26 protein-coding genes and 1 tRNA gene are annotated in these 25,942 nt (G+C 63.7%); 10 read left to right on the top strand and 17 right to left on the bottom strand.

What is annotated here, in order from left to right; genetic code table 11:
• The first annotated feature begins 36 nt into the window (after window positions 1–36).
• Genes P6U24_RS28845 through P6U24_RS28860 form a run of 4 tightly spaced genes read left to right on the top strand, consistent with a single transcriptional unit; the run spans window position 37 to window position 3,027 of the window.
• Window positions 37–825: a peptidyl-prolyl cis-trans isomerase gene (locus P6U24_RS28845; RefSeq protein WP_407155821.1), complete on the top strand. Its 789-nt coding sequence runs from the start codon at window positions 37–39 to the stop codon at window positions 823–825.
• Between the two features lie 2 nt (window positions 826–827).
• Window positions 828–1,799, top strand: coding sequence for a HupE/UreJ family protein (locus P6U24_RS28850; RefSeq protein WP_407155822.1), 972 nt, complete (start codon window positions 828–830; stop codon window positions 1,797–1,799).
• A gap of 17 nt (window positions 1,800–1,816) precedes the next feature.
• Window positions 1,817–2,416, top strand: coding sequence for a HupE/UreJ family protein (locus tag P6U24_RS28855; RefSeq protein WP_407155823.1), 600 nt, complete (start codon window positions 1,817–1,819; stop codon window positions 2,414–2,416).
• Window positions 2,413–3,027, top strand: a complete 615-nt coding sequence (locus P6U24_RS28860) for a HupE/UreJ family protein (protein WP_407155824.1) — start codon at window positions 2,413–2,415, stop codon at window positions 3,025–3,027. Before P6U24_RS28855 ends, P6U24_RS28860 begins: the two co-directional genes overlap by 4 nt.
• 42 nt (window positions 3,028–3,069) lie before the next feature.
• Here the strand turns inward: P6U24_RS28860 and P6U24_RS28865 are convergent, their stop codons facing one another.
• From P6U24_RS28865 to P6U24_RS28905, 9 genes are all read right to left on the bottom strand, one after another.
• On the bottom strand, window positions 3,070–5,331 hold the full coding sequence (locus tag P6U24_RS28865) for a TonB-dependent receptor (protein WP_407160632.1): 2,262 nt from the start codon (window positions 5,329–5,331) through the stop codon (window positions 3,070–3,072).
• A 384-nt stretch (window positions 5,332–5,715) separates the two neighbouring features.
• The gene (locus tag P6U24_RS28870) at window positions 5,716–6,795 is read right to left on the bottom strand and encodes a HoxN/HupN/NixA family nickel/cobalt transporter (protein WP_407155825.1); all 1,080 of its coding nucleotides are present in this window, start codon (window positions 6,793–6,795) and stop codon (window positions 5,716–5,718) included.
• 285 nt (window positions 6,796–7,080) lie between these two features.
• A complete protein-coding gene (locus P6U24_RS28875; RefSeq protein WP_407155826.1) occupies window positions 7,081–7,572 on the bottom strand; it encodes a pyridoxamine 5'-phosphate oxidase family protein in 492 nt (163 codons plus the stop codon).
• Between the two features lie 167 nt (window positions 7,573–7,739).
• Window positions 7,740–7,815: transfer RNA gene (locus P6U24_RS28880), tRNA-Lys, on the bottom strand.
• A gap of 162 nt (window positions 7,816–7,977) precedes the next feature.
• A complete protein-coding gene (locus P6U24_RS28885) occupies window positions 7,978–8,562 on the bottom strand; it encodes a Spy/CpxP family protein refolding chaperone (RefSeq protein WP_407160633.1) in 585 nt (194 codons plus the stop codon).
• Window positions 8,563–8,705: 143 nt separating this feature from the next.
• Window positions 8,706–9,989, bottom strand: coding sequence for a TRAP transporter large permease (locus P6U24_RS28890; RefSeq protein WP_407155827.1), 1,284 nt, complete (start codon window positions 9,987–9,989; stop codon window positions 8,706–8,708).
• On the bottom strand, window positions 9,989–10,561 hold the full coding sequence (locus P6U24_RS28895; RefSeq protein WP_407155828.1) for a TRAP transporter small permease: 573 nt from the start codon (window positions 10,559–10,561) through the stop codon (window positions 9,989–9,991). Before P6U24_RS28895 ends, P6U24_RS28890 begins: the two co-directional genes overlap by 1 nt.
• Window positions 10,562–10,657: 96 nt before the next feature.
• Window positions 10,658–11,656, bottom strand: a complete 999-nt coding sequence (locus P6U24_RS28900; RefSeq protein WP_407160634.1) for a TRAP transporter substrate-binding protein — start codon at window positions 11,654–11,656, stop codon at window positions 10,658–10,660.
• Between the two features lie 312 nt (window positions 11,657–11,968).
• Window positions 11,969–13,546, bottom strand: a complete 1,578-nt coding sequence (locus P6U24_RS28905; RefSeq protein ID WP_407155829.1) for a 2-isopropylmalate synthase — start codon at window positions 13,544–13,546, stop codon at window positions 11,969–11,971.
• A gap of 1,492 nt (window positions 13,547–15,038) precedes the next feature.
• Between P6U24_RS28905 and P6U24_RS28910 the strand changes: the two genes are divergently transcribed.
• Window positions 15,039–15,407: a hypothetical protein gene (locus P6U24_RS28910; RefSeq protein ID WP_407155830.1), complete on the top strand. Its 369-nt coding sequence runs from the start codon at window positions 15,039–15,041 to the stop codon at window positions 15,405–15,407.
• 91 nt (window positions 15,408–15,498) lie between these two features.
• On the opposite strand, the gene P6U24_RS28915 is transcribed toward P6U24_RS28910, so the two are convergent.
• Entirely contained in the window at window positions 15,499–15,678 is a 180-nt protein-coding gene (locus tag P6U24_RS28915; RefSeq protein WP_407155831.1) for a hypothetical protein, read from the bottom strand.
• Window positions 15,679–15,873: 195 nt separating this feature from the next.
• On the opposite strand from P6U24_RS28915, the gene P6U24_RS28920 reads away from it, so the two are divergent.
• Window positions 15,874–16,980, top strand: coding sequence for a DUF1236 domain-containing protein (locus P6U24_RS28920; RefSeq protein WP_407155832.1), 1,107 nt, complete (start codon window positions 15,874–15,876; stop codon window positions 16,978–16,980).
• Between the two features lie 155 nt (window positions 16,981–17,135).
• Here the strand turns inward: P6U24_RS28920 and P6U24_RS28925 are convergent, their stop codons facing one another.
• From P6U24_RS28925 to P6U24_RS28945, 5 genes are all read right to left on the bottom strand, one after another.
• On the bottom strand, window positions 17,136–17,402 hold the full coding sequence (locus tag P6U24_RS28925) for a hypothetical protein (protein WP_407155833.1): 267 nt from the start codon (window positions 17,400–17,402) through the stop codon (window positions 17,136–17,138).
• A gap of 151 nt (window positions 17,403–17,553) precedes the next feature.
• A complete protein-coding gene (locus tag P6U24_RS28930) occupies window positions 17,554–18,180 on the bottom strand; it encodes a LysE family translocator (protein ID WP_407155834.1) in 627 nt (208 codons plus the stop codon).
• An 18-nt stretch (window positions 18,181–18,198) separates the two neighbouring features.
• Window positions 18,199–18,645, bottom strand: coding sequence for a DMT family transporter (locus P6U24_RS28935; protein WP_407160635.1), 447 nt, complete (start codon window positions 18,643–18,645; stop codon window positions 18,199–18,201).
• A 53-nt stretch (window positions 18,646–18,698) separates the two neighbouring features.
• Window positions 18,699–19,328 carry an FMN-binding negative transcriptional regulator gene (locus tag P6U24_RS28940; protein WP_407155835.1) on the bottom strand — a complete coding sequence of 210 codons (630 nt, stop codon included), beginning with the start codon at window positions 19,326–19,328 and terminating at the stop codon, window positions 18,699–18,701.
• An 88-nt stretch (window positions 19,329–19,416) separates the two neighbouring features.
• The gene (locus P6U24_RS28945; protein ID WP_407155836.1) at window positions 19,417–20,901 is read right to left on the bottom strand and encodes a PLP-dependent aminotransferase family protein; all 1,485 of its coding nucleotides are present in this window, start codon (window positions 20,899–20,901) and stop codon (window positions 19,417–19,419) included.
• 380 nt (window positions 20,902–21,281) lie between these two features.
• Between P6U24_RS28945 and P6U24_RS28950 the strand changes: the two genes are divergently transcribed.
• The 3 genes from P6U24_RS28950 to P6U24_RS28960 all read left to right on the top strand — a co-directional run bounded on the left by P6U24_RS28950 (window position 21,282) and on the right by P6U24_RS28960 (window position 23,277).
• Complete coding sequence (locus P6U24_RS28950) at window positions 21,282–21,854, top strand: hypothetical protein (protein WP_407155837.1); 573 nt, start codon at window positions 21,282–21,284, stop codon at window positions 21,852–21,854.
• 150 nt (window positions 21,855–22,004) lie between these two features.
• The gene (locus P6U24_RS28955; RefSeq protein ID WP_407155838.1) at window positions 22,005–22,364 is read left to right on the top strand and encodes a response regulator; all 360 of its coding nucleotides are present in this window, start codon (window positions 22,005–22,007) and stop codon (window positions 22,362–22,364) included.
• A gap of 184 nt (window positions 22,365–22,548) precedes the next feature.
• A complete protein-coding gene (locus P6U24_RS28960; RefSeq protein WP_407155839.1) occupies window positions 22,549–23,277 on the top strand; it encodes a Crp/Fnr family transcriptional regulator in 729 nt (242 codons plus the stop codon).
• A 112-nt stretch (window positions 23,278–23,389) separates the two neighbouring features.
• On the opposite strand, the gene P6U24_RS28965 is transcribed toward P6U24_RS28960, so the two are convergent.
• Window positions 23,390–24,040: a CAP domain-containing protein gene (locus P6U24_RS28965; RefSeq protein WP_407155840.1), complete on the bottom strand. Its 651-nt coding sequence runs from the start codon at window positions 24,038–24,040 to the stop codon at window positions 23,390–23,392.
• Window positions 24,041–24,051: 11 nt separating this feature from the next.
• Window positions 24,052–24,372 carry a hypothetical protein gene (locus P6U24_RS28970; RefSeq protein WP_407155841.1) on the bottom strand — a complete coding sequence of 107 codons (321 nt, stop codon included), beginning with the start codon at window positions 24,370–24,372 and terminating at the stop codon, window positions 24,052–24,054.
• Window positions 24,373–24,679: 307 nt separating this feature from the next.
• On the opposite strand from P6U24_RS28970, the gene P6U24_RS28975 reads away from it, so the two are divergent.
• A complete protein-coding gene (locus tag P6U24_RS28975) occupies window positions 24,680–25,930 on the top strand; it encodes a multidrug effflux MFS transporter (RefSeq protein WP_407155842.1) in 1,251 nt (416 codons plus the stop codon).
• Window positions 25,931–25,942 lie beyond the last annotated feature (12 nt).

A 25,942-nucleotide genomic window follows, 5' to 3' on the forward strand; every position in this document is an offset into this window, starting at 1 on the left:
AATAGCGGCGCCTCGATAGGACAATCTGTCGCATCGATGCTGCGCTCTCTGCTGCGCGAGCCCCTTCTCCACTTCGCGGTGCTGGGCGCCACGATCTTCGCAGCCGATGCGCTGCTGCACCCGCCGGCGAAGGATGAGAAGGTGATTACGGTCACCAAGGCACTGCGCCAGTCGTTCATCGACAATTTCGACGAGGACAAGGAGCGCGTACCGTCCGAGGCCGACTTGCAGAAGATGGCCGACGCCTGGATCGCGAGCGAGATCCTCTATCGCGAAGGCAAGGCGCTTGGCGTCGATCGCGGCGACGAGATGATCCGCGATCGCGTCGCCTTCAAGCTGCAGCTATTGATTTTCGACCAGGTCCATGTCCCCCCGCCGACCGACGAGCAGCTGCGGGCCTGGTTCGCCGAAAACCACGCCCGCTTCGATACCCCAGAGCGCGTCGGCTTCTACCTGACGCCTGCGACAGATCGCGCCAGCGCCGAAGGCCAGCTCGCAGATATCAGTGCCCAGCGCGAGTCCGAGGATCTGCGCGAGCAGACGCGGGCCATTCTCGGCCGCCCGGTGGACAGCCTGGCCGCCGCGTTCGGCGACGGCTTCCGCGACGGATTGCTGGCCATGCCGCAGGGCGAGTGGCACCTGCTCCAGTCCAAGGATGGCTGGCACGTCGTGCGGCTCGATTCCCGCACGCCGGGCGTGCCGGCAAAGCTCGAAGATGTCCGCGACGATGCCGAGAAGATGTGGCACACCGACGAGACCCGTCGCCAGGCCTGGGAGGCCGTGAACCGCCTCAAGGCGAGCTACAAGATCCGCTACGAGCCTTGACCATGCTTCGCCTGCTCAGTCTCGCGCTGCTGGTTCTCGCGATTGTGTTGCCACGCATGGTGGCTGCCCACGAAGCCTCGCTCGGCGTGCTCGAGTTCCGCGAGATGCGGCGTGGGGTCTTCATCGGCCACTGGACTATGGAGCCGACGATCGGCGCCGAGCACGTCGACTTGAAGGTCCCGCCGCATTGCTACCTGCGGCTGCCGGAGCTGAACTGCGGCGACAAGGGGCTGGTCGGCCAGATCACCATCGGCAATCTCGGCGCCGACATGTCGGCTGCCCTGATCAAGATCATCCCGCTCAAGGGCGAGCCGCGCAGCTACACGATCTCGGCTGCAAACCCGGTGGTGTCGCTGCTTGGCAGCGATGCGCCCACGCTCGATACCTGGCTCGAGCTCGCTAAGACCTATGTGAATCTCGGGATCGACCACATCCTGCTTGGCGCGGACCATCTCCTGTTCGTGCTCGGCCTGATCTGGATCGTGCATGGTGGCTGGCGGCTGGCGAAGACGATCACCGCCTTCACAATCGGGCACTCAGCCTCGCTTGCGGCGGCTGCATTCGGCCTGATCGGCGTGCCCGAAGCCCCGCTCAACGCGTGCATCGCTCTCAGCATCGTCTTTGTCGGAGTGGAGATCGTCAAGCAGCAGCGCGGCGAGACCGGACTGACCGCGCGCCATCCCTGGGCCGTCGCTCTCTCCTTCGGCCTCGTGCACGGGATCGGATTCGCGGGCGCGCTCGCGGGGCTCGGGCTGGAGCGCAGGTTGCTCCCTGCTGCCCTGCTGTTCTTCAACGTCGGCGTCGAGATTGGGCAGATCGCCTTCGTGCTTCTGGTTCTTGCGCTGATCTGGGCGCATCGGCAGCTGGGCGCAGCGCTCCCGCGCTGGGGAGACCAGCTGCCGGCCTATGCGATCGGTTCGGTCTCGATGTTCTGGTTTCTCGGCCGGTTGGTACGTGTTCTGGCGATTCCATGAAGAGACAGCCGCAAACAATGTCCATTCGTCTTGTGAGCTCGGCGCTGCTCGTCCTTGCCGCATGCAGCCATCCGGCTTTTGCCCATGAGCAGGCCGGGCTCGGCGGCGGCCTCGCTCAAGGCCTGCTCCATCCACTCACCGGCATCGATCACTTGATCGCAATGGTGGCGGTGGGCATCTGGGGCGCACAACTCGGCGCGCCGGCCATCTGGGTGCTCCCGATCACCTTCCCACTGGTGATGGCTGTCGGTGCCGTTCTCGGCGTGCTGAAGATACCGCTTCCTGTGCCGGAGGTGGCCATCGCACTGTCGGCCTTGGTGCTCGGTGCCGCCGTCGCCATGCGCCTGCGCCCGCCGTTCGTCGCGGCTGCAGCCGTGGTCACCGTGTTTGCGATCTTTCACGGTCACGCGCACGGCGTCGAGCTTCCGAGTTCGGCCAATCCACTCTCTTATGGCGTGGGCTTTGTGGTCGCGACCGGCCTGCTCCACCTCTGCGGCATCGTGCTCGGAACCCTGACGCAATGGCCGATTGGCGAGCGCCTGATCCAAGGCTTCGGCGTGGTGATTGCGGTTCTTGGCGGCTATTTCCTCGCCCAGAGCCTTGGAGCCCTTGCATGACGAAGCGGGCCCTTCGGGTCGCGATTGCACCTCTTCTTCTGCTGCTGCATGCGGCTCCTGCACAGGCGCACATCGTATCCATCCGCCTTGGCGATTTCTACGCCGGCGCGCTGCATCCACTCACCGACCTGCAGGACCTCATTCTTTGGACGGCCTTGGGCGTGCTGGCCGGCTCGCTCGGCGCCGCAATAGGGCGCTGGCTGGTGCTCATCTTCCCGCTCGGGCTTTTGGCGGGCATGACCGCCGTTCACTGGCTTGGCACAGCGACGATTGGCCCGGTCCTTAACGCAAGCCTGATCCTGGTATTGGGGCTGTTACTCGCAGCAGCGCCGCGCATCCCGCTTGCCGGGTTGTGTATGATCGCTTTCTCGGTTGCTCTGCTGCGCGGCGCGGTGAATGCTGCCGATCTTGCACCTCAGAGTGACCGCCTGCTGTTCGCGGCCGGGCTCGCTTGCGTCGGCTATGTGATGATCACGCTGGTGATGGCCCTCGCGGTCGCCTTCATGCAGCCGGACTCGATGACGGGCTGGCGCAGCATCGCGATCCGCTCGCTGGGCGGCTGGGTGGCCGCGATCGGGCTGATGATGCTGGGCTTGTCCTTTGCGACCTGAGCCTTGCGGTCGCCAGATCGCGGCAGGCATGGTGTTACCAATTCAGAAGCTGCCGGCGATGGTCACTCTGAGCGTCAGCGGCTCGACCGGATGCAGCACGGTATCCATGACACCGGTCTGGCATACGGCTGCCGGCGCGATCTGCGTTGGATAGCAGAGCTTGTACAGGCTATCGGTCTTGAGCAGCGAGCCATAGCCATAGGCGATCTGGTTCGCCTTGGTGTTGAACAGATTGAGCACATCGAGCTGGATACGCCAGCCATTGGCATCGCGGAAGCCGATGCGGCCGTTGACGATGCTGGTCGCGCTCGAACGAAAGTAGTTGTCTTCCGTGAGCGGCGTCGACCCCAGATAGCGCCAGCGCAGGCCGCCAAACCATCCGGTCCTGTCGCCGAGCGTGAGTCCGGCCGAGGCGATCAACGCCGGTGCGTTGGGGATGTAGTTGCCCGGCGCATTGCCGAGCTGCGCTTGCGGGTAACCGGCGAGCGAGGCGTAGGCCGCCGCCTGGTCGCTGTCGAAGCCCGTGAAGCGCGCATGCGTCATCGCCAGATCGGCATCAAGGTCGATCCAGGGCGCGGGACGATAGTGGTTGGTCAGCTCGAAGCCGTAGCGGCGGCTCGGCCGGCTGGTCTCGGTGTCGCCGGCATCGCCCGAGAACAGGATCTCGGAATCCTGGTTGAGCATGAAGAAGCTGAGCGAGGAGTCGAGCCCCGGAATTGTCCGTGTGCGCACGCCAACTTCCGCGCCCTTGGTGCGGACCAGCAGCGGCGACGAATCGAGCCTGTTGCCCGGATTGTTCGGATCATCGGTCGTGGTGGCGCCGCGGGCGTCGTTGCTGTGCATGCCATAGCCGGCGCCCAGGAAGAACTCGGTCTTGTCGAACGGGCCCAGCACCATGCGGAATTTCGGGCTGCCGATCCCGGCGCTGACATCGCCGGAATTGTTGCCGTCGAACAGCGAATAGACGTGCGCCCGATAGTAGTCGCCGCGCCAGCCGACCGTGGTGCGCAGCCAGTCAGTCCACTTGACCGTATTCTCGACGTAGACGCCGACGCTGCCCTCGCCCACCTTGTCGCTGCGCACGTTGCCGATCTTGCTGCTATCGATATCCGAGAGCAGGGTCCGCTGATAGGTGTTGCTCAGCGCCAGCGCGATGTCGTCGTAGCGGGTCTGGACACCGAACGTCGTCTGCATCGGCCGGTTTGCAAAGCTGCCGTCGAGCGTGCGCGAGGCGTTCGCGCCAGCCATCAGCCGATCATCGTGCTGATGGAACTGGTCGCCAAGCACGGGATCGTTGAGGACGTAGGTGAAATTGTTGAACAGGTCGAGCTGGCTCTTCAGGACGTAAGCGTTGGCCTTCCACGCGCCGGCATCGTCCGTGCCGGCAATGCGGCCCGATAGCGCGAAGCGGTTGGTCTTGCCGCCATCGGTGGGATCGAGCGAATCGTACCGGCCGAGCAGGCCGGAGTTGATCGCGCGCTCCGGCACCTGGTCGGTGGATGTCCAGCGGTTCGCATAGGCCATGCCGGTGACGGAAAAGCCGTCGGTCGCAGTCCCCTGTGAGTAGCGCAGCAGCGCGCTGCGCTTCTGCATGTCATCGGGCGTGGTCCACGGCCCGTCATAATGCGCGGTCTCGGCAGCGATGAGGAGATTGCCGTCGCCGACCCTGGCGGAGTCCATGCCGAAGAAGCGGCGATAGCCGAAGCTGCCGGCCGTGAGCTGCGCGATCGCCTTTGGCACGCTGTCGATCAGGCCGATATGCACGCTGCCGACGGAAGCGAAATCGCCCTCATCGGCGAAGTACGGTCCCTTGCGCACATCGACACCGCCGATCGTCTCCGGCATCAGCCAGTTCAAATCGGCATAGCCCTGGCCATGGGCATGCGTGCGCATGTTGACCGGCACGTCGTCGACCGAAATGGCAAGATCGGTGCCGTGATCGAGATTGTAGCCGCGCAGGAAATACTGGTTGGCTTTGCCCTCGCCCGAATGTTGGGTGACGATCAGGCCCGGGACCACCTCCAACACCTCGCCGGGACGCGTCACCGGACGTGCATTGATGGCTTCGCCGCTGATGCGCATCTCGCTTGCCATGCTCGGCGGAGTAGCAGCGCCGGACGCGACCGCTGGCGCGTCGGACGGCGTATCCGAAGCCCGCATTGTCGTCGGTGAGATCGGCGCGTTGCGCGTTGCCGCCGATCGCGAGCGCCGCGGCACGTGCTTCGCCTCGCGCTCCGGTCGTATCGATCGCTTCGGGGCCTCGACATTCACGGCCGGCAGTTGAATCGGGACGGCCGCCGCCATCGCGTTGCCCGTCTCCGCCGGCGCCTGCGCCCAGGCACTTGCAGCCTGAACCGATAGCGCCAGCACGCCCGCGCCAACTCCCCGCACCCGCATTCCCAGACCTGCCCCACGCCATTCCACGCAAGTCCGGCACCTAAACGCAAAGAGATGCGAGAAGCCGGCTTCATTGCCCCTGCGCCGGTGCTTAAAGAATGCTAGGGTGACGCCAGTATGAAATCAATGTGAAAACATCATACTGACCACCGCGGGCTGCGCTGCACTCGGAACACTCCGAACCGGAAGAGGTTGCCGGCGGCGCCACGCTCGAGTGCGGCAGCAAGCGCAGTCAGTTCGGTCAGCAGATGATTATCGCGAGCCTGCATCGTTGGCCGGGTTGGAACGCCCTCACGCCGCCTCGGTCGCATCGGCGCATTTCAGCGGTTCGGGCGCAGCACGACGTTTGTCATTCGCAAACACGCGGCGATAGAGCACGATCGAGACGAGCCAGGCGATCGCGAACAACGCGATCACGGCGAAGCCGAGATTGGCGAGCGACTCGTTGAGGCCCTCGACCAGGGCCCAGAGTCCGCCCGACAGGCCGAGACGATCACTGACGAGCCCCAGTGCCTCGATGCCGCCGATGAACAGCGCGGCCGCGACGGAAGCGCCGGTGATGGTCAGGTTGTACCAGAGCTTGCGGTGGGGGTCGACGAAGGCCCAGCGGTAGGCGCTGACCATCAGCGCGGAGTCGGCGGTGTCGACCAGCGCCATGCCGGCCGCGAACAAAGCGGGGAAAACCAGCACCTGGGCGAAAGAAACACCGCGCGCAGCTTCGGTGGCAGAGATGCCGAGCAAACCGATCTCGGTCGCGGTATCAAAGCCGAGCCCGAACAAGAGCCCGAGCGGATACATGTGCCAGGGCTTTGTCACGAGGCGGAACATCGGGCCGAGCAGTCGCGCCAGAAGGCCGCGGCTGGCGAGGAGCGCATCGAGTTGCGCGGCATCATGGACCCTACGCTCGCGGGCCGCGCGAAACGTCCGCCAGAGGCCGGCGAAGATGACGAGGTTGAGGATCGCGATCGCCAGCAGAAACAGCGCCGAGACCGAGGTGCCGATCAGGCCGCCGATCTCCCTGAGCAGGCTGTCGCCGCCAAGGCTGAGGACACCCAGCGCCAGCAGCATGGTCGCGACCACGACAACGGTGGAATGGCCGAGCGCGAAATAGAGACCAGCGCTCTTGGGTGCATCGCCCGCATGCATCAGCTTGCGCACGACGTTGTCGATGGCGGCGATGTGATCGGCATCGACGGCATGGCGCAGTCCGAACACCCAGGCAAGCAGCGCGGTTGCCATAGCCGCAGGCCGGTCTGCAAACAGCGCGAAGGCCCAGGCCCACGCGACGACATTGGCGACGATGAGACCGCCGAACAGGACGATCGAGCCGGGCTCGAATGGTTGCCTCGCGACACGACCTGACCAGTCCACGCCGTCACCCAGTATGATGTTTACGTGAATCCATCATACTTCAAAGCAAGAGCCGGGCAACTGCGAAGGATACCAGCCAGCCGTTTGGTCAACGCATGGTTCCGCCGCGAAGGCGGCCGCGGGGCCATCGAGCGCAAGGCTGAACAAGAGAACTCGAAGTGCGATGAAAAGGGGAGATCCGGCGGCGTAGAGCTTCCCAGCAGAATAGCGTGCATCATACGTCGTGGGTGTTGCGATACAAAATGGGACTGCACTGGCGAAAGCGGACGGCAGATCGTGGCGCACTCACATCTTGACTGTCACCTTGCGATTTTCGCCGAGCTTCGGTTCGTCACCAGTGAACCTCGCCTTGGCGAACTCGAATGCCGTAACGACGGCACTCGCCGGTCCATCCCACAATTCGGCTGTGAAAGGCTCAATCCGTAACAAAGATACGTCTGGATCATTCGGGCCGCCCGGCCACCACACCTCGTCGGTCTTGCGCCACACCGCCCCGATCTTGTCAGCATCGCGCATGACTGAGGCGCGACCGGTAATGGAGAGGTAGGCTTTACTGCCTGAATCTATGAAGACGAGACCGACATCGGGCGCGGCCTCGATTTCGTCCTCCTTGGGACTGTGGATGTCGGTCACGAAGAAAATCACGCCGGCGTCGCGGTCGGGTCTGGCTTCAAGCGGGCGCGCACGCAGTCCCCCGACGAACTGCGTCGTCAGCATGCACACGCCGACCTTTTCGATAATGTCCCAGACGCGGTCGATGCAATCTTTCTTGCTCATAGCGAACAATCGAGCTGCAGCATTCGGAACGGATCGCAACCGACGGTACACGGTGGTTCGGGACCGGGGGTCAAACCACTCGCCCGCCGCCCACACTAAAACGCCGCACGAGACCCATGGTTCTCGGCGGCCCTCCGCGAAGGTCCTGGAAAATGAAAATTTTCCTTTGGTGGGCGCACTAGGGCTCGAACCTAGGACCCGCTGATTAAGAGTCAGCTGCTCTACCAACTGAGCTATGCGCCCGGAACTTGCATCCGGGAAAGCCTTCGCAAGAGCCGGTCGTTTAGCAAAGCGTTTCCCGGATGTCCAGCAAGAGAAAGGGTTTTTTCGCATCCTCAGATGCGGAAAAACCGCCGCTGCCGGCGGTTTTCCCCAATGATCCTTAACCGACCGGCGATGCCGGCGTCAGAGCCGTCCGGACCCCTCCTCGTCCATGCGATCCGAGCCAAACCGGTGGCCGCCAAAATGCGGCATGTCGGAATCGCCCTCGCCGCGCTCCATCCAGCGGTGGCGCCAGCCGGCCGGGCCAAAAAAACGGCCGTCGTGATGGGTGAGCACCGCCAGCCGGCGCTTCTGGCCATCGTCCAGCGTCTTGTAGAGCGGGTCGGCGGCGTCGGCGATCTTCTTCATCGCTGCGGCCGTCGCGGCCATCGTGTCGGCGCGTTCGCGCAGCCGCGTCACCGGATCGTCGACGCTCTGCGGCGACTGCGGATCAGCGGGCACCTGCATGCGCGCATTTGCCCGGTCGAGGCGGATCTTGACCAGGTCGCGCACCGCGCTCTCGACCGGCGGCCACAGCTTCTCCTGATCGGCGTTGAGCTTCAGCCCGGCATGAACGGCCGCGATCTTGGCATCCGCGAACGCCGCGCGGTCCTCGGGGTTCATTCGCATATGGTGCATATGGTCCGACAACCACGTGCGCTGCGCGTAGACCGCGGTCGATCCGGCGATGGCGAGAACCGCAATGGCGGCGACGGTGAACCTTCTCATGCGAACCTCCATGGGGAAAGTTGGCGCCAGCATGAGCGCGCGGCATGCCGCAATCAAATTACAGTTTGGACAGACATGTCTCCATTGCGAGGAAATATTTCCCGCGTTGCGGCGCAAATTTGTTTCAGATCATTGCACCGCCATCAGATCATGCCGAGCAGCCTTGGCAGCCAGAGCGAGATCTCCGGCACGTAAGTAATCAAGCCGAGAAACACCAGCATCGCGCACAGCCAGGGCAGCACCGCGACGGTGATCTCGCTGATCCCCATTTTGGCGATGCTGGAGGCGATGTACAGATTGAGCCCCACCGGCGGATGACAAAGCCCGACCTCGGTATTGACGATCATCAGCACGCCGAGATGTACCGGATGCACGCCAAGCTTGGTCGCCAACGGAAACAGGATCGGCGCCATGATCAACAGGATCGAGGACGGGTCCATCACGTTGCCGGCGAGCAGCAGGATGATATTGACGACCAGCAGGAACATCCAGATCGAGAAGTGCTTGTCGACGATCCAGGCGGCCATCGCCTGCGGGATCTGCTCGTGCGTCATCAGGAACGAGAACAGCACCGCGTTGGTGATGATGTAGAGCAGCATCGAGCTCATGCTCGCGGCCTGCAGCAGCACCTTCGGGACTTCGACGAGTCTGAGCTCCTTGTAGACGAACACCGTGATGATGAAGGCGTAGACCGCGGCAACCGCTGCGGCTTCCGTCGGCGTGAAGATGCCACCATAAATGCCGCCGAGCACGATGCCGATCAGCAGGAGGCCCCACAGGCTCTCGCGGAATGCCTTGAACTGCTGGCCGAGCGTCGCCCGCTTCATCCTTGGATAGTCGTTGCGCCAGGCGACGAACCAGGTCACCGCGGCCAGCATCAGCGCGAGCAGGACGCCCGGCACGATGCCGGCCATGAACAGCGCGCCGATTGAGGTGTTGGTGGAGACGCCGTACAGCACCAGGATGATCGAGGGCGGCACCAGGATGCCGAGCGCACCTGATGTCGAGATCACGCCGACGCCGAACCTGCGCGGATAGCCGTATTCCACCATCGCGGGCATCATGATCGAGCCGATCGCGACCACGGTGGCGACGCTGGAGCCGGAGATCGCAGCGAACATCGCGCAGGCCGCAACGCCGGCGAGGCCCAGGCCGCCGGGCAGATGACCGACCAGCGAGGTCGTGAACGCGATCATCCGCCGGGCGACGCCGCCGCGGGTGAGGAAGGTGCCGGCCAGGATGAAGAACGGGATCGCCATGATGCCGAAATTGTCGAGGCCGGAAAACAGCTTCAGGCCGACGCTCTCGATCGGCACTTCCGTCATCGTGAACAGGAAGGCGAGCACGGTGAGGCCGAGCGAGATCGAGATCGGCATGCCCGTCAGCATCAGGGCAAACAGCAGTCCGAAGATCAGCGCCGCACTCATCACGCTTCTCCGAGCGCGATCGGCGCCTTGGAGCTGACCTCGACGCCCTCGACATGCGAGGCATCGTGATGCGGCAGGCTGCCGGTCCAGAAATAGGCCCACATCACCTGGATGAAGCGGAAGCACATCAGATAGGAGCCGAGCGGAATGCAGGCATAGACGATCCAGCTCGGGATCTCGAGATCGGGCGAGGTCTGGTCGGTCGACATCAGCTCATAGACGAACTTGGCGCCCATGGTGCCGACGATGGCCGTGAACACCACGCCGCCGAACAGGCCGAACAGGATCACCCATTTGCGCCAGCGGTCATTGAGCCGGTTGATCAGCACGTCGACGCCGACATGGATGCCGGTGCGCACGCCGTAGGCGGCGCCGAATTTCGCCATCCAGATGAACATGTAGATGCACAGTTCCTGCGACCAGGCGAGATTGATCTGGAACAGATAGGGATAGAGCAAGGGCACATCGACCAGGAAGCGATGCGCCACGGCGACGAAGGTGATCAGCGTCGCCGCGCCCATCAGGCTCGCAATGATGATCTCCTCGAGCCGGTCGAGAATACGTAGCAGCATGTAGGTCCCCACAGCGACCGGACGGCCGCCATCACCATCAGGTCAAGCGCCCTTTCCGCGGCCCACCGGCCGCGGAAGCCTCGGCCTATTTCGGATTTACCCGTTCATCGGGCTGCGGCCGGTCTCCTTGAGGAATTCGTCGATCAGGGGCTGGCCGACCCGGCCGGCAACCTCCTTGTAGACCGGCATCATCGCCTTGCGCATCGCCTCGTCCTGCTCCGGCGTCAGCGTGACGATCTCGGTCTTGCCCGCCTTCTTGATCTCCTCCAGCGCGTCCTCGTTCTCCTTCGCCGACTGACCGTTGCCGTACTCCGTCGCCTCCTTCATCGCCTTCTCGCAGGCGGCGCGGATATCGGCGGGCATGCCGTCCCAGAACTTCTTGTTCACGACCACCACGTAGCCGATATAGCCATGGTTGGTGACGGTGGCGTATTTCTGCACCTCGTGCATCTTCTGCGTATAGATGTTGGACCAGGTGTTCTCCTGGCCGTCGACGACGCCGGTCTGCAGCGCCTGGTACACGTCCGAGAAAGCCATCACCTGCGGGATCGCGCCGAGCGCGCGGAACTGCGCCTCAAGCACCTTGGAGGACTGGATGCGGAATTTCAGCCCCTTGTAGTCGGCAGGCTGGATGAGCTTTTTGTTGGCGGTCATCTGCTTGAAGCCGTTGTCCCAATAAGCGAGCCCGCTCATGCCCTTCTTGTCGAGCAGCTTGAGCAGCTTGCCGCCGAGCTCGCCATCGGTCACCTTCCGCAAGGTCTTCAGGTCAGGCAGGATGTAAGGCAGGTCGAACACCTCGAATTCCTTGATCCCGATCGGACCGAACTTGGAGTTCGACGGCGCCAGCATCTGCACCGCGCCGAGCTGCAGCGCCTCCAGCTCTTCCTTGTCCTTGTAGAGCGTCGAGTTCGGATAGACTTCGACCTTGACCTTGCCGTCGCTGTACTTCTCGGCGAGCTCCTTGAACTTGTCGGCCGCCTTGCCCTTCGGCGTGTCGGACGCCACCACGTGGCTGAACTTGATCACGATCGGATTGTCGGCGGCCTTGGCCGGCCGGATCGCCGCGCCCGCAGCAAGCGAGGCTGCACCGACCATCAGATTGCGCCTGGTCAGGCCATGTGAGGGCCTGAGCAATTCTGTCTTATGCAATTGATCCTCCCGACGTTTCGGGAGCCGTACGATGCGGCGCCCGACTTGTATGCCAGGGCATCAATACCGAGTTGTCGCAGGGAATGGAATTGACCGTTAGCCGCAGAGGCTGAAATCCCGTGCTGCGGTGCATTATGATCATTCCGGGGCGCTCGCACCGCGAGCGAACCCGGACTCTCAAGTTGTTTTACGCTCACCACTTCGGGATTTCCGGGTTCGGTCCTGACGGACCGCCCCGGAACGACGGGCTGAAGCCCGTCAGCTCGCGACCGCGGTGTTCGCGGTGGCCGTTACCGGCACGTCGCGCTGGCGCTTCATGACGATCTTGTTCAGGGCACCGAGATAGGCTTTCGCCGAGGCGACCAGCGTATCCGGATCGGCGGCGCGCGCCGTCATGGAGCGGCCATCCTGCGACAGCCGCACCGACACCTCTGCCTGCGCATCGGTGCCTTCGGTCACCGCGTGCACCTGATACAATTCGAGCTTGGCCTCATGCGGCACCAGGGCCTTGATGCAGTTGAACACCGCATCGACCGGCCCGTTGCCCTCGGCCTCCTCGATCTTCATCTGACCATCGACATCGAGCTTCATGGTGGCGCGCTGCGGCCCATGGGTGCCGGCGATCACCGTCAGCGAGGCCAGCTTGATGCGGTCATGCGCAGCGGCGATGCGCTCGTCGAGCAGCGCCTCGATATCCTCGTCGTAGATGTCCTTCTTGCGGTCGGCCAGCGCCTTCATCCGCGTGAACGCATCTTCCAGCTGGTTCGGGCCGAGCTTGTAGCCCATCTCCTCCAGCTTGTGGACGAAGGCATGGCGGCCGGAATGCTTGCCCAGCACCAGCGACGACTGCTTCAACCCGACCATCTCGGGCCGCATGATCTCGTAGGTCGAGGCGTCCTTCAGCACGCCGTCCTGATGGATGCCGCTCTCATGCGCGAACGCATTGCGGCCGACGATCGCCTTGTTGTACTGCACCGGGAACGAGGTCGCGGCCGATACCAGCTTCGAGGCCGCGGTCAGGCGAGTGGTGTCGATCTTGTTCCAGTACGGAAACTTGTCGTTCCGCACATTGATCGCCATCACGATCTCTTCCAGCGCAGCGTTGCCGGCGCGTTCGCCGATGCCGTTGATGGTGCATTCGACCTGCCGCGCGCCCCCGGCGATGCCGGCCAGCGAATTGGCGACCGCCATACCGAGATCGTTATGGCAGTGCACTGAGAACACCGCCTTGTCGGAGTTCGGCACGCGCTCGATCAAGGTGCGCATGAACTGCGTGTATTCCTCCGGTACCGTGTAGCCGACGGTGTCGGGAATGTTCACCGTGGTAGCGCCGGCCTTGATGACGGCTTCGACGATCCGGCACAGGAAGTCCATCTCGCTGCGGGTGCCATCCTCGGCCGACCATTCGACGTCGTCGATCTGGTTGCGGGCGCGCGCCACCATGGCGACCGAGGTCTCGATCACCTGCTCCGGGGTCTTGTTCAATTTCACGCGCATATGCAGCGGCGAAGTCGCGATCACGGTATGGACGCGGCCGCGCTTGGCGAATTTCACCGCCTCGGCGCAGCGGTCGATGTCGGCCGGATGCGCCCGCGACAGGCCGGCGATGACGGAGTTCTTGGAGCGGCGGGCGATCTCGCTGACCGCCTGGAAGTCGCCTTCGGAGGTGATCGGGAAACCCGCCTCGATGACGTCGACGCCCATGTCGTCCAGCATCTCGGCGACCTCGAGCTTTTCCTCGAAGGTCATGGTGGCGCCGGGGCACTGCTCGCCGTCGCGCAGGGTGGTGTCGAAAATGATGACGCGGTCCTTCTCGGACTTCGGTGCGGTAGTCATCTCTGAAAATTCCTCTTGGGTGGTGCGCGCCGTCTCAAGGGCGCTGAAGGGTCTGGTCGATCTTGCGCAACCCCTGAGTGCCCAGGCGAATCCCGCCCAGCCGGCCCTCAGGGGCAGCTAAGAAGCAGAAGCCCAAGGCTCAGAGCAAGGCTCGGAACGAGGGTGGGCAGCGGCGCAGCAGCGATCGTCCGGGCGGCGGCCGCACCGGCGAAGGCTTTTGTCGTTGCGCTGCGAATCAGCATTGCCAGACCCTTCAAAGGACACGCGAACCCTGCGGCAAAACCATTGACGGCTGGTTGACGTCATCCGGTTGCCGGCGCATGCCCTACGCAGTTTTAGCCGAGAAGGCCACAGTCCCGCAACGCCGAATAAGGGACAGAACACGTGACCTAATGGCTCGGATACGGTATCGTCGCCCGGCTTGACCGGGCGCCCCAGAACGCCGTGGTCTTTCGGTTCTATTATCGACCTTCCAGAGGACTGGATCATCCGCCGCAGCCTGTCATCCGGCGGGCCGAAGGCTGGACCTGGTGGCGGATGATGACAGCGGCGATTGAAAACGTCCGGCTGGCCATCGAGACACACATCCATCAAGACACACCCTCTCCCTCCCGCTGCACGCCGTGCCCGAGTGATGCCAAACGAAGAGCCCTCAAATATCGAGGGCGCAGGGAAGGCCGGGAGCTCGCCGCCCCCATGGCCCCCGTGCGTGAAGAAGTGCACGGGGCAGGAACCACAGGTTTGGCCAAGACGTCCCGGCCCTCCCTGCGCGATTGGGTTACGGCTTATACGTGCTCTCCCTGGGGACCGGCTCTCTTGCCCCCATCGCTCGCGTGCTCGTCAAAGCATCGCGAACTTGGCATCAGCACCGGGATGCCAGGACCACACGATTTCGCCGTCCGCATCGACGCCGCTCGTCCAACGGTATCGATCACGTCCATCGCAGCCCGCCTCCACGTTCGTGACGACGCGTACGCCCCTTCGATGAGGCGGGATGCGGCTGGATATCACAATTTCCGAAAAATAGAAAGCGAAAAATTTCCGGCGCGAGGCTGACAGGCCGAGACATATTGATAACGCAGGCAGACTTTACGTTACGGTGCACCGGATTTGCAGGATTTTTCTCGCTTCATATGCTTCTGAGCGCTCCCCTCACGAAAGCTGCCGGCTCCCCGCCCGGCAAACGTTCGCCTTATGGGATGAGTAAGGCTTGCTGCAACTATCAAGAGAGGTGATGTGGGCTCCATCGTACCTTGCGGCAAGGATGGAAGGAGACGACCCATTATGAATGATGAATGCCTGACCTTTACAGCGGAAGAACCGTTGGGCCATCGCTTGCAATGGTCATCGCTTGCTACGGGTCATCGCTTGCAATGGGTTATCGACGGACGCTCCAGACCTTCCTTAACGTGCGGTTAGTTCAGGCCACCGTAAGTTTCGTCGTCGACCGCATTCGAAGAGCGCTCTGAAGACACAGCCGTCTGTCGTCAACATGTATATTCGCTTCGTCATAGGATCTGACGGTGAGGACCATCGTTGGCTCACCGGCATAATTACCGAAGCCCGGCTGCTACGTGACCGCGGCAAGCTTGAGCAGCACCAAGCAATCTGGCTTGAGGAAACGTATGAATGGCTGAACGAGCACCTGCCCTGCCCGCCGTTTTCAAAAAGCGGATGGGGGCGCGAAGCCGTTTCATGGTTCAAGCACGACGCCAAATTGCCGATCAGAAAAATGTGGGAGATCGTCACTCTTCTGCAGGAGCACGCAATCGCCGTTCGCGTCCTTAGATCGAGGAAGCCAGGAAAAATCCTGTACGAAGACGACTATCAAATCGTAGTCAAAGAATGGAAGCGCCTATAGGCAAGCTGCCGGGACGGCACGCCGTCGATACTCTAGCGAGCTTATATGATACGAGAGAAGCCGCCAGCGGGCGGCCTCTGTCGCACGCAGGTTAGCCGTCCGGCTGCTCCACGTCAGGCGCCCGGGGGCTGAGGTCGGGCGCCTCCTCCATCTTCGCGGTCAAGTCAGCGGCTTTGTCGAGCAGGCGAACGGCGACGTCCGGATCGGTGGTTGCCTGCGCGAACTTGAGAAGGGTGGCGGCCTGATCCGCTAGATATTTTTTTCCCGCCACGTCGCCAGTCCCCAAAGTCGATGATGCTTGCGACCATTTACGCAGAACGCCGGAATCCGTTCCTAACGCTATGTACAAAAGTGCACACAGTGTGAATCGGGACACTTCTCGGATCTGAGTGAGAACATCGGGGCTTACCCACGAACGGCACCATGGCCCACGCAGGAACAAATCAGAAACTCCAGACCGCTCCAGATGCTCGCAGCCAAAGCGCCGAGGGTGATCATTCGGAGGAAGGATCGATCCGACGCTTCAAACTGCGCGGCGGCGCTGATCTTGCCGCTCCGCCCATCGATCGCGCGTTGGTACCAGTTTTTCCCGGTTAGGAACCGGGCTGCCGACGCCGAGTTCTCGACGGGGGCAAGCGTCATCGGAGTAAAACGCATGCGGAATTGGTTGCTTGGTACGTCCATCGTGACCGCCGTTCTGCTCGGAACCCAGTTCGCCGGCGCGCAGGGCCCAGCTCAGGGTCAGGCAGGCGGCGCAACTTCCCAGGCCCAAGGCCCTTCCCAGAATCAAGGCACTTCCCAGAACCAGGGCGCGGAGCAGAACAGGTCTTCGCAGGGCTCGCGACAGGCGCAGGAGGCCGGCGCCAACCGGTCCGGAGCCGACACCCGATCGGCCCAGCAGGAGGGGCGTGGAGACGCCGGCGAACGGAATGCCCGCCAGGGCGAGCAGCAGCAGGGAGCCCAAGAGCAGCGAAACGAGCAAAGGAGGGCCAGCGAGGAAGGCCGGAGCGACGAGAGGAGATACCGCAGGGAAAGCGACGATCAGGGCGGCCGCCGGTTCGAGGAAGGACGGCGCTATGATGAGGGCCGCCGATACGGCGAAGGCCGCCGCTACGATGAAGGCCGTCGCTACGACGAAGGCCGCCGGTATGACGAAGGACGTCGCTATGATGAGCGCCGCCGCTACGACGAGCGCGAACGCTATGGAGGCCGGTACGACGAGGATCGCCGCTACGACGAAGGGCGTCGCTACGGAGAACGCTACGAGGATCGCCGGTACTACGGCAGCCGTGCGGAGCACGGCTATAGCGGCCCCCGCAACCTGCAGATCACGCGCCGCCAACGCGCCCGCGTCCGCGACGTCATCGTCCGCAGGCACGTGGAGCCGGCGCAGGTCGATTTCCCGATCCGGATTGGCGCCAGGGTGCCGGAGTACATCACGTCCTACGATCTGCCCGACGAGATCTATGATTACGCGCCGGGCTTTGAGGGCTACCGCTACTTCATCGCGAACGACGAGATCGTGATCGTCGATCCAGAGACGATGGAAGTGGTCTCGCTCATTGAGGATTGAGGTGGAGTGACTTGGCAGGAGAGCAGCGCTCCGGAAGCGTTCGTTCTCCTGCGGTGTCTTAAAGCAAGTGTCGGATGGACCTTCTTCGGCGCAGGCGATTTCGCTCGAGATAGCGGCGTGCTCACCGCCTCGCGACAGATCACGCCAGAGCAGCCTTATTGCCCGATGCCAAATCCGCCGGGCTCCACGTCGCCCCACGCCACCGGGGGCGCGTAGGGGCTGGTGTCGACCCGGTCGTCCTCGGGACGATAACGATAGCGGGGAACGATGTTGTAATCGGGTATCCAGTAGGGGTCGGCCCTCACGACGGGCACCGTGATGGGAATCCTGTGGACGACTCGTCGCATCCTCGTTTCGGCGTGAGCCGTAGTCCACAGCGCCATTGCCGTCCCAAGCGCCAACGCGACGGTCATCGTTCTCATGATCTGATCTTTCCTTGTCGCCAAGCCGGCTAAGTCAACGGGCGCTGTTTACGATGGTTCCACAAAGCCAGATCGCGGCCGGGCGCCTTTGTTGGTCAGCCTCAGCAGCCGAGCCATATGCTCGGCATTCGCGCCCATCCGTCTCTCAAGCTCACCCAGCCCGCCGGGCCAGCAGCAAGGAGGCCCCGAGCCCGCACATGACGGCGCCGGAGAGCTGTCTCGATCTCGCTATGAGCGATGGCCGCTTGATCAGCCCTGCCCTCGCCCTGGCAGCCCAAATGGTCACGATCAAATCGACGCTGGCGTTCAAGGCAACAGAGATCAGTCCGAAAACCACGAACTGCACGGCGACATCAGCCGTGGGATCGACGAATTGCGGGATGAAGGCGAGAAAGAACGCAGCCGTTTTCGGGTTCAGGGCTTCGACCAGGATGCCTTCGCGCAAGGCGCGGCGCGCGCCCGATGTTCGGACCTCGACGGGCTGAGGGATGCCTGCCTCGCGCCAGGTCTTGAAGCCGAGCCAGACGAGATAGATGCCGCCTGCAAGCTTCAGCAGCGTGAAGGCCTCGGCGCTGGCCATCACCAGGGCTGACAGGCCCGCGGCGCCGGCGATGACGTGAACGAGGCCGCCAAGCCCCAAGCCGACGCTCGATGCCAGCCCCTCGCTGCGGCCGCCGGCGAGCGTTCTGGCTGCGATATAGAAGATGCCCGGACCTGGCGTAATTGCGACAAGCAGCGCCGCGGCCAGAAACACTGCGAACAATTGGAAACTGATCATGGCTCTCGACGCCGCGGTCTACATGCGTATCAGCACCACGCCACCAACCAGCAGTGCGGCGCCTGCAAGACGGACGGCGCTGATGGGGTGGACAGGAACGCCAAGCAAGCCGAAGTGATCGAAAGCGATCGATCCGATCATCTGCCCTGCGATCAGGAGAGCAAAGAATGTGGCTGCGCCGAGCTGGGGAATCAGCAAGATGCCCAAGGCGATGAAGATGGCGCCGAACAGACCGCCGCTCCACGACCACCAGGGAATGCGCACGGCCGTGGCTGCCGAAGGCATCGGATCCTGCAGAAAGAACGCGAGCGCCGCCATGCAGAGGACGCCGATGAAGTAGCTCATGAATCCAGACCAGGCCGCAGACGCCAGTGCCGTTCGCAGGTTCGCATTCAATGCCTGCTGAATCACGAGACTGACGCCGGCGGAGACTGCCAGCAGCATCGGAAACGCCAGTTTGAGCATCTTCCCTCCAGACTGGAACGCGCCCTCAGCGCGGTTGTACAACGAACAGACCATCACACCGGAACGGGAATGAGAGAAGCGACCTCCCGATCCCCGGACTTTTCGCTCACCGCAAGGCCCGCAGCGACGCCGATACGATCGGCCTCGGAGCGGTTCTGGCTCATCTTTCGCTTGCCCTCGAACCTGGTGACGGGAATGCGTATGCCCACGATCCCGCGCAATTGAGCGGCGACGAAATCGGCAGGCGCGTCGCCGACGGCCCAAGGCGACGGGCGCGACTGCTCATGCCTGTTGGTCAGGCAGGTCACGACCTGCAGCAGGCGTTCGGGCTCGTGGAAAAATTCGACCGGGCCATAAGCATGGACGGCGATGTAATTCCAGGTCGGCACGACCTTGCCGGTCTCCTGCTTGGTCGCGTACCAGGACGGCGTCACATACGCGTCCGGCCCCATGAAGACCGCTAGAGCCTCCCCGATCGGCGCCGCCTGCCACTGCGGATTGGCCTTGGCCACGTGCCCATAGAGCACGCCACGCTCGCCCTCGGCCTCGTCAAGGAACAGCGGCAATGGCGTTGCGAGCAGCCCATCCACTGTCGCGGTGATCAGGTTGGCCAGGCGGGCGGCGCGAATGGTCGCACGGATGCTGTCGATATCATCATCTCTGAACGCGGGGGGCGTGTACATGCCGGTCTCCTTATCCGGCCCATGGGATAAACCTGATCTGGCCTGATAGGAACGGCCAGTTTTCGATGATTTGGCCGGTCCAGTCTCGTCACCACCCCTTGCGCGCGACAAGCTGCTGCACCACCTGCGCCAGCAGCTGGCAGCCGCGCTCGATCTGACGCCTGTCGAGCGCCGCATAGCCCATGACGAGGCCGACGACGTCGGGACGCTGGTCCCGGCGCGCTTTGTCGAACAGCGGCGAGACCGGATAGATGCCGATGCGCTTGTCGCGCGCAGCTTCGATCAAGGCGGCCTCGGACGTCTGCGCAAGGTCACGAAACCAGACCACCACATGCAGGCCGGCCGCGGCCCCGTCGATCTGAATGCGATCGCCAAACCTGCGTCGCAAGGCATCGAGCAGAGCCTGCCGCCGCTCGCCATTGTGGCGTCGCACGCGATTGACGTGGCTGTCGTAAGCGCCGCTCTCCAGCATCGCTGCGAGTGCGTCCTGCTCGAGCAGCGGCGTATGCCGATCGATCATCTGCTTGGCAGCCGCAAACGCGGAGTGCAGCTCAGACGGCACCACCAGATATCCGATCCGCAACGCCGGCGAGAGTGTTTTGGAAATGGTGCCGAGATAGATGACCGACCCGCCGCCCTCGAGCGCGTGCAGCGGCGGCACCGGTTTGGTGTCGTAGCGGTACTCGCTGTCGTAATCGTCCTCGATCACATAGGCATTGGAGCGCTTGGCCCAGGCGAGCAATTGATGCCGGCGCGCGATCGGCATCACCCCGCCAAGCGGAAATTGGTGGGACGGCGTCACATAGGCAAGCCGCGCCGCGACCTTCGCGAGCCGCTCGGTCTCCAGCCCGTCCTTGTCGACGGGAATCGGCACAGTCGCGGCGCCGGTCGCGGCGAAGATACGCCTTGCCATCAGATAGCCGGGGTCCTCCATGACGAAATGGTCACCGGGGTTGAGCAGCAGGCGCGCGCACAAATCGAGCCCCTGCTGCGAGCCGTTCACGACGATGATCTGATCGACGTCGCAGCGCACGGTTCGCGAGCGCCAGAGATAGTTTTGCAGCGCGCTGCGCAGCCGCAGAGATCCGCAGGGATCATCATAAGCCAATCTGTCAGGACGCTGCGTAATCGCAGCGACCACGGCCTTTTTCCAGGCGGGAATTGGAAAGTCCGAGGGCGCGAGGTCGCCATAGCGGAAGTCCGCCAGCAGGCTGCGCGGCCGCTCCCAATGCAGCGCAAATCGTGTCAGCCGCTCACCATATTCGGACAGCCGGGCCTTGCGCGGCGGGTGGCGGACCGCCTTGCGTTGAGGTTCCTCGGCGATGACATCGCGCGCGACGCGCGGCCTGGACCCATGGCGAATGTCGACAAAGCCCTCGGCGGCGAGTTGCTCGTAAGCGACCGTGACGGTCGAGCGTGCGATGCCGAGCTCGACCGCAAGGGCGCGCGATGACGGCAACTGGCCATCGGCGCGATAGGCACGCTGCAGGATCTGGTCCCTGAGCGCCTCATAGATCTGCCGTGCGCCCATCCGATCGGCGCCATCGCGCCGCGCCGTCCTTGCCTGGACCATCAAGAATTCTCAAAACGACAATTTTGCCACGTCCAGTGTGACGCCATTCTCGGCCAGAAGCCAGAGGACGAGGCGGGCCTATGCACACGACGCGCGGACCTCGGGCGAGTGTCGGCTTCTGTGCATTGAGCGGTTCCGTCAATCCGGTCCCCTCCCCGCAGAGTTACAGCCTCGCGCGTGCGACTCTGCGAATTTAGAACCCGAGCACGGTTGCCGCGTTGGTCTGCTGACGGGACGGAAACAGGTCACGGCCGAGCTTCCGGTTCCGTCGTCGATCGGTGCCCCAACAAGCACCAAGGCGGCAGCGGGGGCACGATCTGCATCACGTTGGTGATGCCCGGACGATCGCAGCCGCAATGACCCGCAGCGAAAGGATGAGCATGAGCAACAAGCACTCCAAGCTCCCTCGCCCGACCAATGTCAACCTCGTGCGCAATCCCGGCATCGGTGGCTCCAAGGGAGTGACCATGGCGCAGGCTGATCTGGACGATCTGGAGGCGCTCCAGGGCGCCAACACTTTCGAAGGCGATGTCGAGAACGACACCAATCCGCAAGGCGGCATCGACAAGGCGGAGGTGATGGATCGGCGCCGCGCGCCACCGAAGCCGGACCGCACGCAGCCGCCGCGGCATCCACAGCTCCAGGGCCGCAAGACGCATGAGCAGCAGTTGCGCATCCTGGAGCGCAATCCGGATGGGCCGGATCCGCGGCGCCTCGATGAGGAAAAGGCGTTCGCCGCCACGGTCAGCGGAAAGCCCGAAGCGGGCTCCCCGATCAGGGGCAAGGGCGATGGCAGCGGCGCCATGACCGACCTGCAGGACGATTTGCTCGGTGAGAACGAGGTGCTGAGCAACCGCGACAAGGCGGAGAGCTCACGCGAACGCGGCCAGGACAGCCGCTGGATCCAGACCGAGCAACGCGAGGATCACGCCGCCAACAAGGGGCGCGGCTAGCCGTTCCTCGCCCGCGCACAGATCGCACCTGCATCGGCTTTGCTGGCGATGCAGGTGCGATCAGGCATCTTCCTGCTATGCCATTGGAGGCGCTGAACCAATTGCGATGTTCGGGATTAACCGCCTTTGGAGGCGCAAGGACCGAGGCCGATGCAATCCCGGGCTCCATCACTGGCGGTGGTCGTCGAAGACGACACGCTCCAGCGCGACGCCCTGGCCGGCGCGCTCGCGCGTGAGAACATCGATGTCATCCATTGCAGCAGTGCGGCAGCGGCGGAGCTCCTGGTGGCGCGGCTCGGCACCGAGCTGCGGCTGCTCATCACCGATCTCTGGCTGTCCAACGCGCCTGTTGGCGCCGAGCTCGCGCGCTTTGCCAAGGAAAGACATCCGCATCTCTGCGTCATCGTAGTGTCGGGTGACGAGGACGTGCGGCTGCCGGGCAGCATTCATTTTCTCAGAAAACCTTATCAGCCCGCGGATCTCGTCCGCACCACCACCAACCTGATCTGACCCGCTGCCGGCCGCGTCGGCTATGCCGCATCACGATAAGGTCGAAATGCCGGCTCGGCGCAAGTCTGACATCCAGCCGCGGCCTCCGTTTGCATCATGAAACCCTGCATCTGACGCGGCGTTTAGAAGGGAACCGTATCGGTTGATACGACGCGGCAGGGAAGCGCCGGAGAAAAGGTGGACCTTGGCCAGTCTCGACAAGATCCTGGTCGCAAAGCTGAAGGAGCATTCGCGGCTGTCGGGCGAGGACGTCGCCATGATCCGGAGCTTCAGCCACAGCGTCCGCGAGCTGGCCCCCAACGAGGATTTCATCCGCCAGGGCGACGACCCTCACGTGTCGGCGGTGGTCATGTCCGGATGGGTGGCGCGCTATCATCTGCTGCCGAACGGACCACGGCAATATCTCTCCTTTCACATGGCGGGCGACTGGCCCGACGCGCAGGCGATCTTCCTCGACCGGATGGACCATGCCGTTTGCGCGATCGGCGCTGCGCAAGTGGCCAGCATTCCGCACAAGGAGATCGTCCGGGCCTTCGAGCTACGCCCGTCGATCGGCTTTGCGATCTGGCGCGAGACGCTGATCGATGCGGCGATCTTCCGCGAGGCCATCACCAACAACAGCGCGCGCAGCAAGCCCGCAGGCATGGCGCATCTGTTCTGCGAATTGTTCTATCGGGCGCGCGCTTCGGGACTCGCCCGCGAGAACGAGCTGCCCCTGCCGATCAGCCTGCCGCAGCTCGGCGAGACGCTCGGCATGGCGATCGCGACCGTCAACCGCACGCTCAGCGAGCTGCGCGCGAGCCGCACCATGGACTTTCGCACCGGCCTATTGACGGTCCGCGACTGGCCAAAGCTGCGCGCGATCGGCCAGTTCGATCCGGGCTACCTGCATCTGAAGCGGCCGCCGCGATGACTCTCGTCATTGCGAGGCGACGAAGACGACGAAGCAATCCAGAATTTTTTCGCGGAGACAGACTGGATTGCTTCGCTTCGCTCGCAATGACAAGCAAGACAGAGCGCACCCCTCAAATGCAAAGCCCGATCAACTTGATATTGACGTGGCAATCCTTCTCGGCCGGCTTCGACGGCAGCTTGGCGCCCCAATGGGTCTCGGGTTTCGCGGCCGTGTTGGTGTCCGGCTTGTTGGTGTCCGGCTTGGCATCCGGCTTTGCCTGCGCGACCACCGCCGGCTTGGCCTTCTTGCCCTTCTCCTTGGGCTTGGTCTCGTAGTCGCCGGCGATCTCCATCGCCCAATAGGTGCGCTTGCCGTTGGCGGTCTTGGCGCTGGCGATGCCGACCTTGGTGGCGTTATGCAGCAAGAGATTCTTGCGGTGCTCCGGCGAGTTGATCCACTGCCCGAGCGTCTTCTCGAAATTGTCGTAGCCATAGGCGATGTTCTCGGCGGCACGGCCGGCCTGCGACGGCGCGATGCGGCGCGTGAACGAGCCAAGCACCTCGTGGCTGAGATTGTCCTTGGCGGCCATCTCGCGCGCCTGGTCGGCGGCGATGCGGTCGAGCGTGGCATCCCTGATGACGCGCACCTCGCCATGCTTGAGGCGGAACGCGGTGATCTGCTCGGCCGGCGAGGCTTCCGCGGCCAGCGCCGGGCGCGCCGGCAGCATGAGCAAGGCAATTGCGATGACGCGGATCGGGGATCGCGAAGGGCTGCGCTGCATGTCCGATCCGATCAGTCGATCGCCGCGAGCGGATAGATGTCGATTGCCGGCTCTTCATAGGGATGGACGCGGCAGATCGCGGCCAGCACATCCTTCACGCGTGCCTCCGAACAGACGGTCTCGATACGTTGCTCCGCGCCCTCTTCAAGCTGGCCCACCTCCCCGATCGCGGGCCGCGCGCCGGCGAGCGGCCGGAACCGGCCGATCCCTATGCTGGTGAACGAACAGCAGTCGTAATTGCCGATCCGGCCCGCGCCGGCCTCCCCCATCGCCATGCGCACGGCCTCCCCGTCAGCCTCCGGCACGAACACGACAATCTTGTAGGTCTTCATCGCGTGCAGGTTCCATCGAACTCCGCCGTGCGTAGGTAGCTCAATCTCGCCAGCGCGTCAAAACCGCGGCGGGGACACGACGCGCCATGAGGCACGGCGCTTTCGCCGGCCGTGGTGAACAAGTGGTGTGCGGCAGAGCCTTGCCGGGCGCGTGCGTGTCCCCTTCCGCATTCTGCCGAAGCTTTCGTCAAAACAGCCATGTCCCAGCCGCAAGCCGGTGAGCTGCCATCCCGAAACGTGGGTTGTGCACCGCAACAGACTCGGCCAGATTCGTTCGTATCCTAACCAATTCAGAAGGTTTGCCGACTTGGCCGACACCAATGCCGACGCCATCGAGGTCGTCCGTCATCGACCCATGGGCTTCGCCGAATTCGTCATCGTGATCGCGACCATCATGTCGCTGAATCCGCTGGCGATGGACATGATGCTGCCCGCGCTGCCGGAGATCGGCTCGAGCTTCCATATCGATTCGCCCAACCACCTGCAGATGGTGCTGTCGGCGTTCCTGCTCGGCTTCGGCGTCGGCCAGTTCGCCATAGGACCGCTGTCCGACAGTTTCGGCCGGCGCCCGGTGCTGCTCGGCGGCATGGTGCTGTACGTCGTCGCGAGCCTGTTCGCGATCGCCTCGCCCTCATTCGAGACGCTGCTGCTGGCACGTGCGATGGAAGGCCTCGGCACCGCGGCGACGCGGGTGATCGCGACCTCGATCGTGCGCGACTGCTACGCCGGACGCCGCATGGCCAGCGTGGTGTCGCTGGCCATGATGGTGTTCATCGCCATTCCCGTGGTCGCGCCCTCCTTCGGCCAGGCGGTGATGACGCTGGTGCAATGGCGCGGCATCTTCGTGGTGCTGACGATTTACGGCCTCGTGACGCTGCTCTGGAGCGCCGCGCGGCTGCCTGAGACGCTGCCGGAGGACGAGCGCAAGCCGTTCTCCGCAGGCGCGATCCTCGACGCGTTCCGCAACACGCTGACCAACCGGCAGACGCTGGGCTATGCGCTCGCCGCCGCCGGCATCTCCGGCGCGATATTCGCCTACGTGCTGTGCGCGCAGCAGATCTTCACGGGAGTCTACGGTCTTGGCCGCTCCTTTCCGCTCGCCTTCGCTGCGATCGCCGCGGCCATCGCGATTGCCGGCTTCCTCAACTCGCGCCTGGTCGTCCGGCTCGGCATGCGCATGATCTCGCATGCCGCGCTGGTGCTGTGCCTCCTTGTCGCCGCAGCGATGTTCGTCGCCGCGCACATGCATCTGCTGCCGCTCTGGGCATTCATGGCCCTGTCGGCGCTGATGATGTTCGCCTTCGGACTGATGTTCTCGAACTTCACGGCCTTGGCGCTGGAGCCGCAGCGTTTCAACGCCGGGACGGCGTCGTCGCTCTATGGCTCGATCACTACCCTGCTCGGCATCGGCGCCGGTGCCGTGATCGGCCAGGGTTACGATGGCACTGTGACGCCGTTCGCGACCGGCTTTCTCGCCTGCATCTTCATCAGCCTGGTGATCGTCGCGATCACCGAGAAGGGCCGGCTGTTCCGCCCTCACAACCCGGCGACGAAGTAACGGAGCGAGGAC

Origin of the sequence: Bradyrhizobium sp. STM 3557 (genome assembly GCF_045571465.1) — a bacterium.
Lineage (GTDB): Bacteria > Pseudomonadota > Alphaproteobacteria > Rhizobiales > Xanthobacteraceae > Bradyrhizobium.